11 protein-coding genes are annotated in these 16,230 nt (G+C 46.7%); 2 read left to right on the plus strand and 9 right to left on the minus strand.

All coding sequences use genetic code 11. From position 1 onward, the window contains the following. Positions 1-5: 5 nt before the first annotated feature. The 6 genes from LIX84_RS08150 to LIX84_RS08175 all read right to left on the minus strand — a co-directional run bounded on the left by LIX84_RS08150 (position 6) and on the right by LIX84_RS08175 (position 4,424). Positions 6-437 carry a GGDEF domain-containing protein gene (locus LIX84_RS08150; protein ID WP_226421150.1) on the minus strand — a complete coding sequence of 144 codons (432 nt, stop codon included), beginning with the start codon at positions 435-437 and terminating at the stop codon, positions 6-8. Beyond that, entirely contained in the window at positions 329-925 is a 597-nt protein-coding gene (locus tag LIX84_RS08155; RefSeq protein WP_226421063.1) for a hypothetical protein, read from the minus strand. The genes LIX84_RS08150 and LIX84_RS08155 overlap by 109 nt, the downstream gene beginning before the upstream one ends. Before the next feature lie 309 nt (positions 926-1,234). Continuing rightward, a complete protein-coding gene (gene csdE, locus LIX84_RS08160) occupies positions 1,235-1,663 on the minus strand; it encodes a cysteine desulfurase sulfur acceptor subunit CsdE (RefSeq protein WP_226421064.1) in 429 nt (142 codons plus the stop codon). A 19-nt stretch (positions 1,664-1,682) separates the two neighbouring features. Beyond that, positions 1,683-2,492, minus strand: coding sequence for a tRNA cyclic N6-threonylcarbamoyladenosine(37) synthase TcdA (gene tcdA / locus LIX84_RS08165; RefSeq protein ID WP_226421065.1), 810 nt, complete (start codon positions 2,490-2,492; stop codon positions 1,683-1,685). Between the two features lie 99 nt (positions 2,493-2,591). Further along, complete coding sequence (gene mltA / locus LIX84_RS08170) at positions 2,592-3,695, minus strand: murein transglycosylase A (protein WP_012841480.1); 1,104 nt, start codon at positions 3,693-3,695, stop codon at positions 2,592-2,594. Positions 3,696-3,968: 273 nt separating this feature from the next. After that, positions 3,969-4,424, minus strand: a complete 456-nt coding sequence (locus LIX84_RS08175) for a DUF2850 domain-containing protein (RefSeq protein WP_005380234.1) — start codon at positions 4,422-4,424, stop codon at positions 3,969-3,971. A 162-nt stretch (positions 4,425-4,586) separates the two neighbouring features. Here LIX84_RS08175 and argA point away from each other — a divergent pair, with 162 nt between their 5' ends. After that, positions 4,587-5,924 (plus strand): amino-acid N-acetyltransferase, encoded by a 1,338-nt coding sequence (argA, locus tag LIX84_RS08180; RefSeq protein ID WP_012841478.1) that lies wholly within the window; start codon positions 4,587-4,589, stop codon positions 5,922-5,924. A 400-nt stretch (positions 5,925-6,324) separates the two neighbouring features. Further along, positions 6,325-6,513, plus strand: coding sequence for a hypothetical protein (locus tag LIX84_RS08185; protein WP_005380230.1), 189 nt, complete (start codon positions 6,325-6,327; stop codon positions 6,511-6,513). Between the two features lie 34 nt (positions 6,514-6,547). On the opposite strand, the gene recD is transcribed toward LIX84_RS08185, so the two are convergent. The 3 genes from recD to recC form a co-directional block, all read right to left on the minus strand. Further along, the gene (recD, locus tag LIX84_RS08190) at positions 6,548-8,695 is read right to left on the minus strand and encodes an exodeoxyribonuclease V subunit alpha (protein WP_226421066.1); all 2,148 of its coding nucleotides are present in this window, start codon (positions 8,693-8,695) and stop codon (positions 6,548-6,550) included. Next, positions 8,695-12,369: an exodeoxyribonuclease V subunit beta gene (gene recB, locus LIX84_RS08195; protein WP_226421151.1), complete on the minus strand. Its 3,675-nt coding sequence runs from the start codon at positions 12,367-12,369 to the stop codon at positions 8,695-8,697. Before recB ends, recD begins: the two co-directional genes overlap by 1 nt. A 327-nt stretch (positions 12,370-12,696) precedes the next feature. Beyond that, positions 12,697-16,188 carry an exodeoxyribonuclease V subunit gamma gene (gene recC / locus LIX84_RS08200; protein WP_226421067.1) on the minus strand — a complete coding sequence of 1,164 codons (3,492 nt, stop codon included), beginning with the start codon at positions 16,186-16,188 and terminating at the stop codon, positions 12,697-12,699. Positions 16,189-16,230 lie beyond the last annotated feature (42 nt).

The raw sequence follows: 16,230 nt of genomic DNA on the forward strand, positions 1-16,230 counted from the left end.
CAAGGTTACTCCATCTGCCTATCCAGAGTCGCCACGCAATTTCTGCCATTTCTTTTCGCAGCATAAAGCGCTTTATCTGCATGCGCATACAAACGTTTGGTGGTTTCATTTTTGCCTATTTCCACCACGCCTACACTCACCGTGACCGGAATTTCAATCTTTTCAAATTCGAACTGACAATTTTGAATATGGGAACGTACTTCCTCTCCTACCTCTTTCGCCGCCGACAGAGAAGTTTCTGGCAAAATAATCGCAAACTCCTCCCCTCCGACTCTTGCGAAAATTTCGTCTTTGACGAGTAAGTGAGAAACCAAATCAGCTAACGTCTCTAAGACATAATCCCCCGCATCATGACCACGTTTATCATTGATGACTTTAAAAAAATCCAAATCAAATAATAACAACGCGGAGTGATAATCCGGAGCTTGGGATTTAATAACTTCTTCTGTGAGCTTTTCGAAAAAACACGTCGATTGTAGATGTTGGTAAGAGCATCAATTTGGCTTTGATGGCGAAGAAGGGTTTCAACTCGGTGGCGATTGGAGATGTTGCGTGTAAGAATAAGGACAACGCGACGACCTCGGTATTTTATAGCGAGTGGGCAGATCTTGCCTTCGTAGTATAGGTCGCCTCTTGGCCCACTGTTAGCATCTATTCCCTGAATGCTGTCGGCGCACATCTTGTACTCGATCGTAACAATACTGTCTTGTTTCAGTGACCGATTTATCTGTTCGATAAACCAGTCAGCTTTATCTTTCTCAAGTACGCTGTGCAGCGTCTCACCTATCAAATTACTTCCATCGTGATAGGCTTTTTTATCTGTTCCTCCAAAAACATCAATATAGATACCATCTTCACTCAGAATAAAAGTGGGGTCTGGCATTCCGGATAACACGTCTTGCGCATGTTCCAAGGTGAATTGCATATAGGGAGGTTCCTAGCATTTGTATCTAAGTAACCCAATCGCTTCCAAGTGTGTTTCCACATTGGGGAATAGGAGCGAATGGGGCATATGTCTATTATCTAATATAGACAAATTTTAAATACAATTGAGTTTATAAAAACCAAGTGGGCAATATAATGAACCAGGATCAATAGAATGGTTAATTAACGCTAAAATAGTCGACCATTTGCATACTTTTTATCCATATGCAAAAAATATCTCAACTCAGATACAAAAAACGCCAAACAGCTAGGCTATTCGGCGTTTTTTAAGAATTGGGAAAATGACTCGTTACACGGCGGTTTGCTTAATCTGCTCTACAATAGCTTTCAAGCCATTACCACGTGACGGGCTTAAATGGGAGACAAGCCCCAGTTGAACAAAATAAGCATCAATATCAAATGCTTGAATTTGATCGGCCGTTTTACCGTCATAAGCTGCCATTACCAAGGCAATCAACCCACGGACGATACGCGCATCGGAGTCCGCACAAAAATGCCAAACGCCATCTTGCTCTTGGCTCACTAGCCACACCAAGCTTTCACAGCCCGAAACGGTAACTTGTTCTGATTTCAGCTCTTCTGGCATTTGTGGCAGCTTTTTACCCCACTGAATAACCTGACGGTAACGATCTTCCCAGCCTTTAAATTGCTGCATAGTCGCTACAATGTCTTCGCTGGTGATATCTGTACCAAATGGAGAAACGGGAAAATCTGTCATGATGCGCTCTTCTTCTAGTTTACTTCTTATATTTTGAAATCAACTTCTCAACGATTCGCGATACCGCGACAAAGCCAAACGTTGCAGTTACGACAGTCGCCGCACCAAAACCGCTAGCGCAATCCATACGTTTTGGGCCTTCCGCTGTCGACTTCACACCACACACTGAACCGTCTGCTTGAGGGTACTTCAGCTGCTCGGTTGAAAACACGCAATCAATACCAAACTTACGAGCCGGATTCTTAGGGAAGTTATGATGACGACGCAAGGTGTCTTTGATTTTCTTCGCTAGAGGATCTTGGATCGTTTTCGTTAAATCAGCGACCATGATCTGCGTTGGGTCAACCTGACCACCAGCACCACCCGTGGTGATCACTTTGATCTTGTTGCTGCGGCAATACGCCAACAAAGACGCCTTCGCTTTTACGCTGTCAATGGCATCCAACACGTAATCAAACTCTTTGCTTAAGTACTCATGTTGATTGTCTGGCGTGATGAAATCATCAATCAGATTGACTTTACACTCTGGGTTGATCAATTTGACACGCTCGGCCATCACTTCAATCTTGCTTTGGCCAACGGTGCCCGTCATCGCATGAATTTGGCGGTTAATGTTCGTGACACAAACATCGTCCATATCAATCAGAGTTAGCTCACCGATCCCCGTACGAGCCAGCGCTTCCACCGCCCATGAACCTACGCCACCAATACCAATCACACAAATGTGTGCAGCGCGAAGAATGTCCACTTCGCTGTTGCCATAAAGACGACGAGTGCCGCCAAAGCGTTGATTGTAGCTGTCAGATGCTGGGGTATCGAGTTCACGCATATTGAAGTCCAGATGATCGATAGAAAAACAAAGAGTGCGATTTATACGCACTCTTTGATGAAATGTCTAGATAAGAGAGTGTTCCTCTCTCTTGGACGACTATTGTAGCTTTTCTGGCGGTAAAGCCCAAGGCGCTTGAGTTGGTGAGTTTTCTAACCCAAGTTTCCACACTCGACCAAAATGCTTGTAGTGCCCTGCTTCCGTTCCTGCTCTCGCACCAATGCCATGATACAGATCCAAATGGTTTTGTTTTACCGCACCACCAGTGTCTAAAACGATCAGCATTCGCAGTTGATGCGCACCGCTCCACGTACCATCGGCATTCAACAGCGGCACTTCCGCCAAGATTGGCGTACCCATTGGTAAGATAGAACGGTCACCCGCGACGGCGGCCATTGGCAACAACGGAATACCAGCCGAGCCTGTTACTGGCGCTTCTGCTTTTGGCGCAAAGAAAACGTAAGAAGGGTTTTGCTCCAACAACTCGCGCACTGTCGCATCGTCGTTGTCCATCACCCACTCTTTGATTGCTTTGAGGGACATTTTTTCACGCGGGACTTCACCACGTTCAATCAGAATGCGGCCAATGCTGACGTAAGCTTTATTGTTTTTACCCGCGTACGCAAAGTACTCCAACGTATCATCATCTTCAAAATGCACGTAGCCACTGCCTTGCACTTCCATCATAAATGGGTCGATACGATTAGGCGCGTAACCTAGCACCAAACCTTGTCCATCTAGTGCTCCATTGTAGATCTCCGCGCGAGTCGGACAATCTGATGAGCAGTTTGGCTTGCCATAAACTGGGTACTTAAAAATGTCGTTTGGTGTATGACGCAGTTCCATCACGGGAGAAAAGTACCCGGTAAACAACACATTACCTTTTTTATCACCACCACCCAATTGCGCGGCTTGAATGCCAAACGCACTCAACGCACTGGTATCTCCGCTCTGTTGCGCCCACTCACTTAATCGTTGATATAGCGGTTGGTACATCTTCGCCATGGATGGTGACTTTATCACCACTTGCTCAGCTTGCTTGTTAAATTCAGTAAAATCGCGTGGTTTGTTAGACTCAACCACATCCACTTGATTGAGGATCTGAGGAAACTCACCATCAAGATATTGCTGAGCACGATCATTTTGTTGAGCACAGCCAAAGAGTAGGCTCAAAGAGATAATAGGAAGGAGTTTTTTTAACACGTGTCTTTTCCGTAAAAGAGAATATCAAAAGGATGGCAAACAAATGCATACGACGCAATTGAAAAGCAACGACAAAATGTTTCAACGCTAAGCCAATCCGTTTACTCGTTGTAAATTCATTCAGTTAATGCAACATGATAACAGCGGAAGAATTACGGAATTGTCCGGATTATGTTTGGAAGTAAAGTTTACTGATTGAGAGATGAAGTTGTGATCATCCATGTGACTCACAGACGCAAGAGATCTCTGCTTAAAAGACAATGATAAAAACGACTATCTTACCGCTATCCTTGCACGTCCCTCTAAACGGAATACAGGTAGATAATGTGCATTGGCATCCAGCTTCATTTCTGCATGCTGCTTACCCACAAAATTGAAGTGCCGCTCATTTGAACCCACTCGATACGAAAACGAATCCCCATCGAATTCAAAACTGGTAGCCACTGTAGAACCATTTACGGTAACACCGCGCTCACTCAACACAAATTCTTCACGAGCATAAGGCGCAACATCTTGCTCAACCCAGCGACCATAAATAGTCGATTTAGGAATAGGCGGATTAATGGTTCGAGTAATCAAATCACTATACAGCATGCACACGACAACGGTTCCAACTATCGCTATAAGCATGAGAGAACGCTCTAGCCACTTACGAAGCATTGATTTAGATGACGTTTTTGACAGATTTGAAGCAGTGATCGCAGCATTCTTATTAACAGCAGAAGACATGAGGTTCACGTATTGAGAAAAGACGCGCTCATTGTAACTCTCCCCTTCAACGGGACCAAGAACCCACCTCAATATGTTTGTGCTTTATTCCAAAATTTCACCTTGCCACCAAGTGAATAAAAAGGCATTATTTTGACATAATTAAACAAAGGAGTGGCTGTAGTGAAAATTCGTAGTACTGCTCTCGTAAAAGGATTCCGTCAATCAACACCTTATGTCAATGCTCACCGCGGAAAAACCATGGTGATCATGCTGGGCGGAGAAGCCGTCGCACACAAAAATTTTGGCAATATTATTAATGATATCGCACTCATGCATAGCCTAGGAATCAAAGTCGTGGTGGTGTATGGTGCACGTCCTCAAATTAATCAGCTGCTAGAAAAACAAGACCTCACTACGCCTTACCACAAAAATATCCGCATTACGGATGAATCGGCTTTATCTGTTGTTATGCAAGCTGCCGGACAACTTCAACTTGCGATTACTGCGCGCCTATCAATGAGCCTCAACAATACTCCGATGGCAGGTACCCAGCTCAATGTCGTTAGCGGAAACTACATCATTGCTCAACCACTCGGCGTTGATGATGGTGTGGACTATTGCCATAGTGGACGCATTCGCCGCATTGACACCGACGCGATTAATCGCACGCTCGACCAAGGCTCTATTGTGCTACTTGGCCCCATTGCGAGCTCTGTGACTGGCGAGTGTTTTAACTTACTTTCTGAAGAAGTCGCGACGCAACTGGCGATCAAGTTGGGCGCAGACAAACTGATTGGTTTCTGTTCAGAACAAGGGGTCATTGATGACAACGGCAATGCTGTCGCCGAGTTGCTGCCAATTGAGGCGGAGCATGTCATCAAAACGCTCTCTGAAAATACGTCTCCTGACCTAGATTACAACACTGGGACACTGCGCTTTCTTAAAGGCTCTATTGCCGCTTGCCGTGCCGGAGTACCTCGTAGCCACTTGATCAGCTATAAAGTGGATGGAGCCTTAATTCAGGAGTTGTTCTCTTTCGACGGTATCGGAACCCAAGTTGTTATGGCGAGCGCTGAGCAAGTGAGGCAAGCCAATATTGACGATATTGGCGGTATCTTAGACCTCATTCGTCCTCTAGAAGAACAAGGCGTACTCGTTCGTCGCTCTCGAGAGCAGCTAGAGCAAGAGATTGGAAAATTTACCATCATCGAGAAAGACGGCTTGATTATTGGCTGTGCTGCCCTTTATCCATACCCAGAAGAGCGCAAAGCAGAGATGGCTTGCGTAGCGATTCACCCTGACTATCGTGATGGGAACCGAGGTTTGTTACTGCTCAACTACATGAAACATCGTTCTAAATCCGAAACCATTGATCAAATCTTTGTCCTCACGACACACAGTCTGCATTGGTTCAGAGAGCAAGGTTTTTACGAAGTCAGTGTCGACTATTTGCCCGGAGCCAAACAAGGGCTATATAACTTCCAGCGTAAGTCAAAAATCTTAGCGCTAGATTTGTAGCTTAACCTTAAATCACGAAGCAAAATTTAACGTTCCGCTATACCAACACCTCAAGGTGCGGGATTCTGCTCATTGACGCTCAATCCTGCACATCAAGTATGTTTTGGAGTAAGGCCTCACATAAATACTGCTTCGAGCTAGCGAGTCATCATGTAAACACCAACTTAGAAATGCGCAAACCATTGCTTAATTTTCGTTCCAATTTTATCTTTTAAATATACATTTGGTTGGCTATACTCTGCTCGCTAGTGATTGGTTTTTAACCAATACGAATGGATCTAGGTGATGTAATGTAGCCTTCACCCTAAAATACTGGGCAATTGAAAAACTAGTTAGCTCCGTATTGCACACCAAGGACAGTTGTTAATCTGACTTTAAATAAGCCGAGACGAGCACTGTTATGAGAACAATCATTTGTAATTCGCTTCAAAGCTTCTGGGATATGGCTGACAATCAGTTTTTAGAAGGCCTAGACGTCCACTGTGTTTTCCCCGTAAATGACGCTATCCGAGATTTTATTCTTGCTTATCAACAGCAATACAAAATACGCAGCGTGTCTTTTACCAATGCGTTTGCAAAACATGCATAAAAGAAGACCGAGCCATAAGCTCGGTCTTCTTGTTTTAGTTAGTAAGCCGCTGTACTAATCCACTCGCACGAGTGGTTTTCACTTTAATACCTCGCTTCAGAACATTGAGTTCGGCGTAAAGAGCTAAACGCTTTTTCGCGCGGGTAATACCTGTGTAAATCAACTCACGAGTTAATATCGGGCTAAAGTCTGGTGGCAAAATCATCAGGGTGTAATCAAATTCACTGCCTTGCGATTTGTGGATGGTCATGGCGTAAGCCGTTTCATGTTCAGGTACTCGGCTTGGCAAGACCGATTTCACACTGCCGTCAGGTAACTCGAAAAAGACTTTCAAACGCGGTTCTTCTTCACTGTCATCGAGCATGCAAATACCGATATCACCGTTATACAAACCTAGACCATGATCATTACGCGTAACCATGACAGGTCTGCCGTGATACCAAATTTCATCCTGAACCTGAATTAACTTGCGCGCCGCGAGCGCTTTCTCGATGCGCTGGTTTAGCCCAGCAACACCAAAGTCACCTTCACGGATCGCGCACAGCAGTCGGCATTGGTTGAAGGTATCTAACACCGCTTTGGCTTTGTGCGTTAGCGACTCTGGCTCTCCGGTTTTAGGATCGGTTTCCTGTTGTCCAATGCGTTTGAGGTAACGACCGTATTCCTGCACCAACGTCTGCATCATTTGGTTGTAATGTTGGCTACTTAGCGCGAAATGTTCGATGTCAGAAAAATCTTTCGCCCAGACATTATCTACGCTCGCAGCAGAACCTGAGTTAACCGCTTTTGCCAACTGACCAATGCCTGAGCGAGCATCAAATCGGTAGCTCTTTTGCAGCATACATAAACTATCGGCAATGCTAGATGCACTGTTACCCGTATGGGCTAAAGTATCGAAACCCGTCAGTTTTGCGATGGCTGATGCCTGCTCTTTGCCATAGCCCAATGCATGGAACGAACAAATATCACCCAACACAGCCCCAGCTTCAACTGAAGCAAGTTGGTCTTTATCACCTAGCAAAATCAGCCGCGCATGTTTCGGTAAGGCATCGACCACTTTATACATCATTGGCAAGTCGACCATCGACGCTTCGTCGATAACTAAAATATCCAAATGAAGTGGATTTTGCTTGTTGTGACGGAATTCTGCGCTATTAGGAATCGCGCCCAGCAACCGATGTAAGGTGCTTGATTCAGTCGGAATTTTGGCTTTTAGCTCCGGAGAAACTGGCAGCTCTTGCACCGCTTTACCAATGGACTCGGTTAATCGCGCCGCCGCTTTCCCCGTCGGGGCCACCAGCTTGATGGTTAGATTTTTCTCGTGCGTCGCCTGTTCAATCAAAGCAGCAAGCAATTTGGTTACTGTCGTCGTTTTACCCGTACCAGGGCCACCAGAAATAACAGCAAATCGACGAGTTAACGCAACCGCCGCCGCGACTTTTTGCCAGTTCACACAAGCTGAGAGTGGTACGAGTTCATCCAGTATTTGCAAATCTTGAACCTTGCGCGCATTGCTAAGCACGGAATCAATGGCGTGCCAATCCAACGATTCGCTTGCAACTACGTCAAGGTGGTCACACACCAATTGCTGACGCAACACTTGGTTGCTGCTTCCCGCTTCTACTGCTTTGCCTAAAGCATTAAACAGAAAATGGTATTGGCGTGCAAACAGATGGTTGAGCAACTCGGATAATCGCGCAAACTCTTGTGCTTGCAAGTTAACTGCGGCGCCCAACTGATTGAGCTTTTCCGCCAGTGTCACTTCATAATGCCAATAGCGGTGCAGATACAGACGCTCGCCATCAAACATCAGCGGCAAGGCTTCTCCTTGCGCGCCGACCACGCTAGAATTTTGTAATACTTGAATCCAGTCTATGCCCTGCAGCTGAGTATTAAGCGCCAATGCCGACTCACCAAACAGCCCTAGCTTACTGGCTAAATCCGTAGATTGCCCTTGTGCATCGAACAGAGACAGACAGATATGTCCTTTGCCGAGCTCACTACTGACAACACCCGCGATAAACGCCAGTGCTTGGCTATCCGACTGTTCATCATGCGTTTGAGAATCAATAAAACAGGCGAATTGATAGTCGAGCTGACGAATAGCACCTTTGTGCGCCAAGCGTTCCAGCACTACCAATAGGCTATCTTGGTCAGAATGAAGATTGTGATTTGTCGTCATTAAAGTAGCTCCATCTGCCCGGCTTGAGTTGAGCGCGTTTCAAGTGCTTGACCATCAATCAAACGATCCATCTCTTGTAAGAACTCTAAGGTTGGTTTCGCGGCAAAAATGCCGTGGTCACTCTGCCCATCCATGCCACGCAAGAACAAATAATACACGCCACCGAAGTGATGATCATATTGATAATTCGCCAATCGGCTGCGTAGGAAACGATGCAGTGCTAACGCATAAATCTGGTACTGCAAATCGTAGCGGTGATCAGCCATCGCCGATTTCAGAGCCTCACCATGGTAGTGCGTCACATCGTCGCCAAGATGATTCGATTTCCAGTCAAGCACGTAGTATTTACCTTGATGTTCAAACACCAAGTCGATAAAACCTTTGAGCATGCCTTGCACGGTTTGGAAACCTAAATCCCCCGCTTTCGCCGACAACGGATCGTGACGTTGAATGACTCGGTTTAACGCCGGTGCAGACAAAACTTCAATCGGCAACAAAAATTCCATCTCCACCAAACGTTGCGACGGTGCTTTTTGATTCAGCAGCAAAGACTTACCATCCAACGGCGTTGCGAGTACGGTATCAATCAATTGCTGTAAAATGGGCAACCACTCTTCATCGAGCTGTTCGCTTTCCATCAAACCAAGGATGATTTGTGTATTCTCTTCCGTCGTGGCTGGCTGAGTAAATTCAATTTCCTCAAACAGGCTGTGCAGGAACGTACCCGGACGCGCACCGCGAGGGAAGGTAAAAATAGAACGCTCTGGCTCCACCAAATCCGCTTCGTCTTGCTCTTCAGATGAGTCGATATCAAAACCCGTAATCTCAATCGTGGCATCATGCTCGGCGTGATGAGAGCCTTGCTTGACCAAGCCAGAATAACTGGTGATGCGCCAGTTTCTGTCGATAGGGTTTTGCAGCTCTTTCGCGCTAAGATCGTATATTTCTTCTTGTGGCGCTACGTACTTCTCTTCGAGTTGCTGCGGCGGATCGGCCACAACGACACAATCAAGCTCGTCTTGTTGCTTTGTTAAACCTAGGTGCAAATCGTTAATGCCACCTTCTTGACCATTCTGAATCAAATAGCCAATCGCACTGCGGTGTACGCCAGTTGGCTCTTTGGTCGAACGACCATTGCACAAAGGCGAGGCTCCAATAAAACACGCATACACAGCACGCGTTAGTGCCACGTATATCAAGCGTAAGTCTTCCGCCAAACGCTCTTTATCCGCTTGCTTCATGGACGCATCGTTGCCAGTGATATCCAGTACCGTGCGGTCATTGGCTGCATCGTAATATTTGGCTTCGCTGGCTTCTCGATAGCTGAACACAAACGGCAGAAATACGAGGTCATACTCCAAGCCTTTTGATTTGTGAATAGTCACGATCTGCACTAAGTTACGTTCCGATTCTAAACGTTGGATTTGGTCATCACTGCCGCCCAAACCGTTTTCCGCATCACTGATAGACTGAGCGAGCCAACGCAGCAGACCGTGGTCGCTGTCCAGTTCATTACTGGCTTGTTGAAGCAGTTCACCGATGTGCATTAAATCGGTAAGCACTCGCTCACCATTTTCACCCTGTGAACTCGCGCCTTCTTCTAGTAATCGCTCGGCAATATGGCGTTTGCTGATCACCGCCCGCAGCATCGGCAGCACACCACGCTGAACCCAAAGTTTGCGATATTCTTTGAATTCGTTAACGGCGTTTTCCCACACCATTTCATCGTTATTAAGTGCATCCAAACTTGCTGCGTCGAGGGCAAATAGCTCAGAAGCAAGACTTGCACGCAGCGCACGGTCATTTTCTGGAGTCAGCACCGCTTGCAGCAAACGCTGTAGATCCTGCGCCACCGAACTGGTAAACACACTGTCTCGGTTAGACAGGTACACACTGGCAATGCCTTGGTCTGCTAGCGCTTGTTTGATCATTCGACCTTCACTACCTGTTCGAACCAACACCGCGATATCGCCCGCTTGAACCGCTTTCTGTTTTTCGCCATTCACCAGACACGCTTGCCCCTGTTGAGCCTGCGTCAAAATAGTTTGGATTTGGCTTGCGGTCGCCTCCGCCATTCGAGTCAAATACTCGCCTTTTGGTAGCGGTTTATCGTCCGCTTCTTGCAACCAATAAGTCAGCGCTGGTTGCTTTTGGCCACCCATAGTCCAAATGCGTTTTTCAGCGTTCGGGCTGTAGTTGACGGGTAAAAACGGAATGTCCGAATCATAGATAAATGGACTATCAGGCAAGGCAAATACTTGGTTTACCGCCTGCACCATATCTGCGCTAGAACGCCAGTTGGTTCCTAACGTGTAGTGGGCACTTACTTGGTTACGCGCTTTGATATAGGTGAAAATGTCTGCGCCACGAAAGCCATAAATCGCCTGCTTGGGGTCACCGATCATAAACAAACCACATTCCGGGTTGTTCAGATAAATACGGCTGAAAATACTGTATTGAAGCGGGTCGGTATCTTGGAACTCGTCAATCATTGCGACAGGGTACAAAGTACGAATACGCGCCGCTAAAAGCTCGCTTTCGTCCGTATCGATAGAAGCAGAAAGTTGCGTCAGCAAATCATCGAAAGAGAGCCACTGTTTTTGATTTTTCGCGTTGGCCAGCATCACACGACAATGCTCAATCGCATGAGCAAGCAGTGGCGCTTTTAAGCTGATTGGATTGGCAAGAAATGTTTCAATGGCTTCAAATACCGCATGCTGTGGCGCACTGCCTTTCGGTGTTTTTTCCAACAAGACGTTTTGCGCGAATTTCTCCAGCTTGTCTGGATAATCGTATCCTGTGGTTTCCGTTGCTGCCCAAGCGTTTACCGCCTCCAACCACGTCGGCAGAGACTTTTTGGTGTAGCTGCGTTTGTTAATATCTGAATCTGAAATCAGCGTTAAGAAGTCATCTTGGCTTTCTCGCCAATGTGCTTTTAATTCATCAATTTTTTTCAAATTTTCAGTATGAAGATCAGCCAAACTGCCTTTCATTGCAGGAACAGAAAGGCTTAACGGCGCACCGGTTAAGTAATTGCTGATGTCAGACAACAACGCAGATGGAGAGCTCCATAGCTGGCGAATTTCCCCAGCCAAGGTAAATGGTAACGGGTAGAAATTGCGACGCCAGTAATCGGCTACAACTTGCGCTTTTAGGTGACTTTCATCGGTCACAAACTCGTTATTAAATCGGCTGCCAGATTCAAACGCATTTTGCGTTAGCATACGTTGGCAAAAACCGTGAATGGTATAGACCGCCGCCTCGTCCATCTGACGCTCTGCCTGCAATAAAATTTCTGCGGCTTGCTTGTGATCGTCAAACTCATTAAGCAAAGGTTGGATCACCGGATCGGAACTCTGTCCACGCGCAAACGCGATTCGCGCATCATGGATTCTTGCCCTGATACGATCGCGTAATTCCGCAGTTGCCGCTTCGGTAAAGGTTACGACCAGAATTTGGTCGACCGTAAGCGGTACGCGATGTCGAGTTTCCGCACTGCCGTGACCAAGCAAAAGGCGCAGATATAAACCTGCAATAGTGAAAGTTTTACCTGTACCTGCTGATGCCTCGATTAACCTCGCACCATGCAGAGGAAACGTCATCGGTTCTAGTGGCGTTGGTTGAGGTTGCTCTGTGCGGTCTAACGTATGTAGAGGACACTCTGCACCTGACATTTGATCCATAACGCTGAATCTCTCCGGATTATTTACTAGGACGTATCACCTAATAAATGTGATCTATAGTTAAAAATTCTATTAATATGTTTAACAAGTTGGATAATTTAGAGCTTTGTGAGATCTTTCTCACGGTTATCCATAAGACGTACCGTTAGTATGCGCCCCACGAGATACGCCAAACCCTTTTGGCGGCACAACTCAAATGAATTAAACAAAAGTATCATGGTCCCTCTGACCTTGTGGCCGTACAGCGAACGCCCTACAAAAAATAATGATTTTCTGGCGGCCACCCTACTCTTCCTTATCTTTATCCAACTGTCTTTATTACGCTTTTACATCATCGGCGTCTTGAACCGCTAAGCGCGCACCTTGCAGAACTAATGCTGTCAGCAAGCGAACCTCTGAGGCCAACTCATCATTCCAAGCAGGCCAAATTCGAGAGATGTACGCATTATTGCCTTCGCCCTGGCTCATGAAGCCATCATTGAATGCGTCAGCCATTTTCTTCAAAGATTTCTCTTCGTCATCGACCCACTGACCGCGGCTAAAGCCCGCTTCAACACAAGCCAACGCCGTTTTCGGGAAATAAGGCAAAGGCTTAGTCATACCCTCGAAGAACAAGCGAACTAATTCAGTCAGTAACTGTTTGGCATACTGCGCATCGGCAATTTCTGGGTAGATCAAATGCATCGCACCTTCTTTACGATCGTAACCAATGATGTGGGTTTTCTTAGCATGACCCGACGCCGACATGGCAAGGTGATCGGTCCACGCTGCAAGGTAATCCTGCGCTCGAATCTTACCGCTTCGGTAGCGAATCAAACCGGATTGGTAGTATTGAGTTAGCCAACCTGTTAGGCGAACGTTTTTCTCTTCGCCTTCATTTCGCTCAAACAAGGAATCAAACGTCAGGTCGATTTCCAGATCGTCTTGAGGCGCACCAGATAAAAACGCCAGTTTGTCCACCAGCTCTTCCGCCTGAACTCGGTTGGTTTCAAACTCGATATCACCAAATGCACCCACCGGCAGTTTGCCTTGTGCGCGCTGTTGACTCATAAAGTGTTTAAGCACCTCTGTTTTTTTCTCTGGCTGCATCAATGTCGTTTCAAGCAAGGTTTCTAACAGCTCATCACGCATTTGATAGCTTTCCAAACCACCTAAAACAAAGGGTTCGTCGTCTTCCATCACCGGTAGTGGCGGTTCAAAGATTACTTTTAAACGACGATTGAAAAAATACTGCACAGGTAAGCGCCAGAAACGTTGCAACTCGACTAAGTCGAGCTCAAGTGGGAACGTCGCTCCTAACAGATAGTCGTCTAATGCCCGATTAAAATCACGACGAACATAGCCTTGCGATTGACTACTTTGAGTCAATGCCGCTGGAATCCACTCTTTCGCGTAGCTGGCATGCATGCCTTGGAACGCACTTGGGCTAAACGGCACCATGGCGTGGGTATTCACCAACGCGTTTAACAAGTTGTCGCCAGACTCATCAACGGGCAACGCTTCATCACCACTTAAACAATAGTTTTGGTGGCAGTATTCCATCAGCTCAGAAACCAATACCGAGGGCACTCGCTCGGTGTTGTCTTGGATTGAACGGCCAACATAACTGATGTACAGCGTTTGCTGTGCAGACAACATCGCTTCGAGGAATAGGTAACGGTCATCATCTCGGCGCGAACGATCGCCCGGTTTGGTTCTTCCCGTCATCAAGTCAAAACCTTCCGGCGGCATGGAGCGTGGGTACACGCCGTCATTCATCCCCAGTAGACAAACGGTTCTAAACGGAATAGAGCGCATCGGCATCAGAGTACAAAAGTTCACTTGACCAGCCAGGAAGCGCTGGCTGACTCGTGTGCCAGATAATTTGTCTTGAAGGTATTGGCTGATGATCGACGGCGATAACGCATCATCAAATGCGGCATCAGCTAATTGCTCTTTGAGTTGGCTGAGCGTATCGCGAATGGATTTGAGCGCCATTTCGCCTTCTAACTCAACTGAGAAGAAATCATCCAGCAGTGAAACCAAAGTCTCTCGCCAACCATCAATAGTCTGAACATGAGAAAGTTTGCTGCGATAAGTGCTAATTTGTTGGATAAAGTGTGCCAACTTGCCCGCAAGCTCTGCGCCCATGCCTTGCACTTCGTTGTACGGGGATAAACTGCCTTGCTCGGTTTCAAACAAACCTGCGGATTCTGGCATCGCGTAGCCAAGCAACATGCGTTGAATACCAAATTGCCACGTGTTTTGACGGGTTTCCGGCAGTTCAAATTCGCGTCCGGTATTGGCATCCAACCCCCAGCGAATTCCCGATTCCTCAACCCATTGTTTGGCTTGTAAGAAATCATCTTCGCTGAGTTCAAAACGCTTTAATATCGCTGGCGTTTCCAGAAGTTCGAGTAGTTCTGATGCCAAACAGCGCGTATTGGGTAAGTTCACCAACTGCATAAATGCGGCAAGAATTGGGCTCTCTTGGTCGGCGGTTCGGTCAGAAATCGAATAGGGAATAAAACGCTCACCCGGTGCGTTACCAAAGACCGCCTGAATCGCAGGGCTGTAAGCGTTGATGTCCGCGACCATCACGATAATATCGCGCGGTTTTAACGTTGGGTCAGCATCGAACATCGCCAATAGTTGATCATGCAGCACTTCCACTTCACGCATCGGGCTGTGACAAGCGTGTAGGCTCAGTGATTTATCACCCAAGCTAACCACTTGTTTGTGATGACTGTTTTCAATCTGTTGGTCATCTTGATGTTCTTCAAGATTGAGAATATCCGCTTGCAATTGATGGAGCAGACTGTCGCGCTCAACATCAACAAACGCTTCAATTTCATGAGATTCCAGCTGAGACAACAGATACATATTGTCGCGCCCGAGTTTACCCATGGACGCCAACAGGCTGTTGCCGACCACATCGGTGTGCAGCTCATCGATCACATTATCTTCCAATGAGCCTTTCAGTTGCTCAGTTTCTCCTTGCACTTCCGAGTGATCGTCCTGCCACACAACGTGCTGACGATGTTTCGCCGCCAAACGAGCCAGATATTTGCGATCTCGAACTTCACCCCAGTAATAACGACACGGGTTGGTGAACATCAGATGCACGTCGATGTGTTCACCAATTGCTTTTAGCGCATCCATATAGCGAGGCGGCAACGAAGAAATGCCAAAAACAAACAAACGCTTGGGTAAATGGTCAAAATTGCCGTTAAAACTCTCTAACGTGTCGATAAAGTGCTCATAAAGGTTGGCACGGTGATATGGAGACTGTCCTAATGACACAGTGTGATCATACAACGCTTGCCATAAGATCGGCTGCCACGGATGCTCATCTTCCAGCTCTGGCACACTCTGCCCAGCTTCCCAACTGGCGATCCATTCCGGACGATACACCAAGTAACCATCGAAAATATCGGCAATTTTCTCAGCCAGCTGATACAGCTTAGAGTGGTCACTGTCATCTTTGAGGTACTGCGCTAACGGCGAAAACACCTCTTGGTTGAGAAGCCCCGGAAGCAGATGCATCAACTTCCACGTCATCGCTTCTTTGTTAAACGCACTGCGTTTTGGCACGTCTGGCAACACCTGCGTAAACATTTCCCAAATGAAGGTAGCAGGAAGCGGAAAATCAATGTTCGCGGCAACACCAAACTCTTTGGCCAATTCCATTTTTAGCCACTGGGACATGCCCGGACTTTGAACCAGAATTTGTTCTTTTTCGAACGGGTTTTCCAGCGGACTGATTCGAATCAGTTCGACAAGGAGTGATTTAAGAACGTCAACTTGGTTGGAGTGATAAACAGTAAACAAATTGGGAATACCGAGCGCCGATTGAAACTGTTAGCTAGCTTA

The sequence above is a fragment of the Vibrio sp. E14 genome, from assembly GCF_020515785.1.
GTDB classification, from domain to species: domain Bacteria; phylum Pseudomonadota; class Gammaproteobacteria; order Enterobacterales; family Vibrionaceae; genus Vibrio; species Vibrio diabolicus.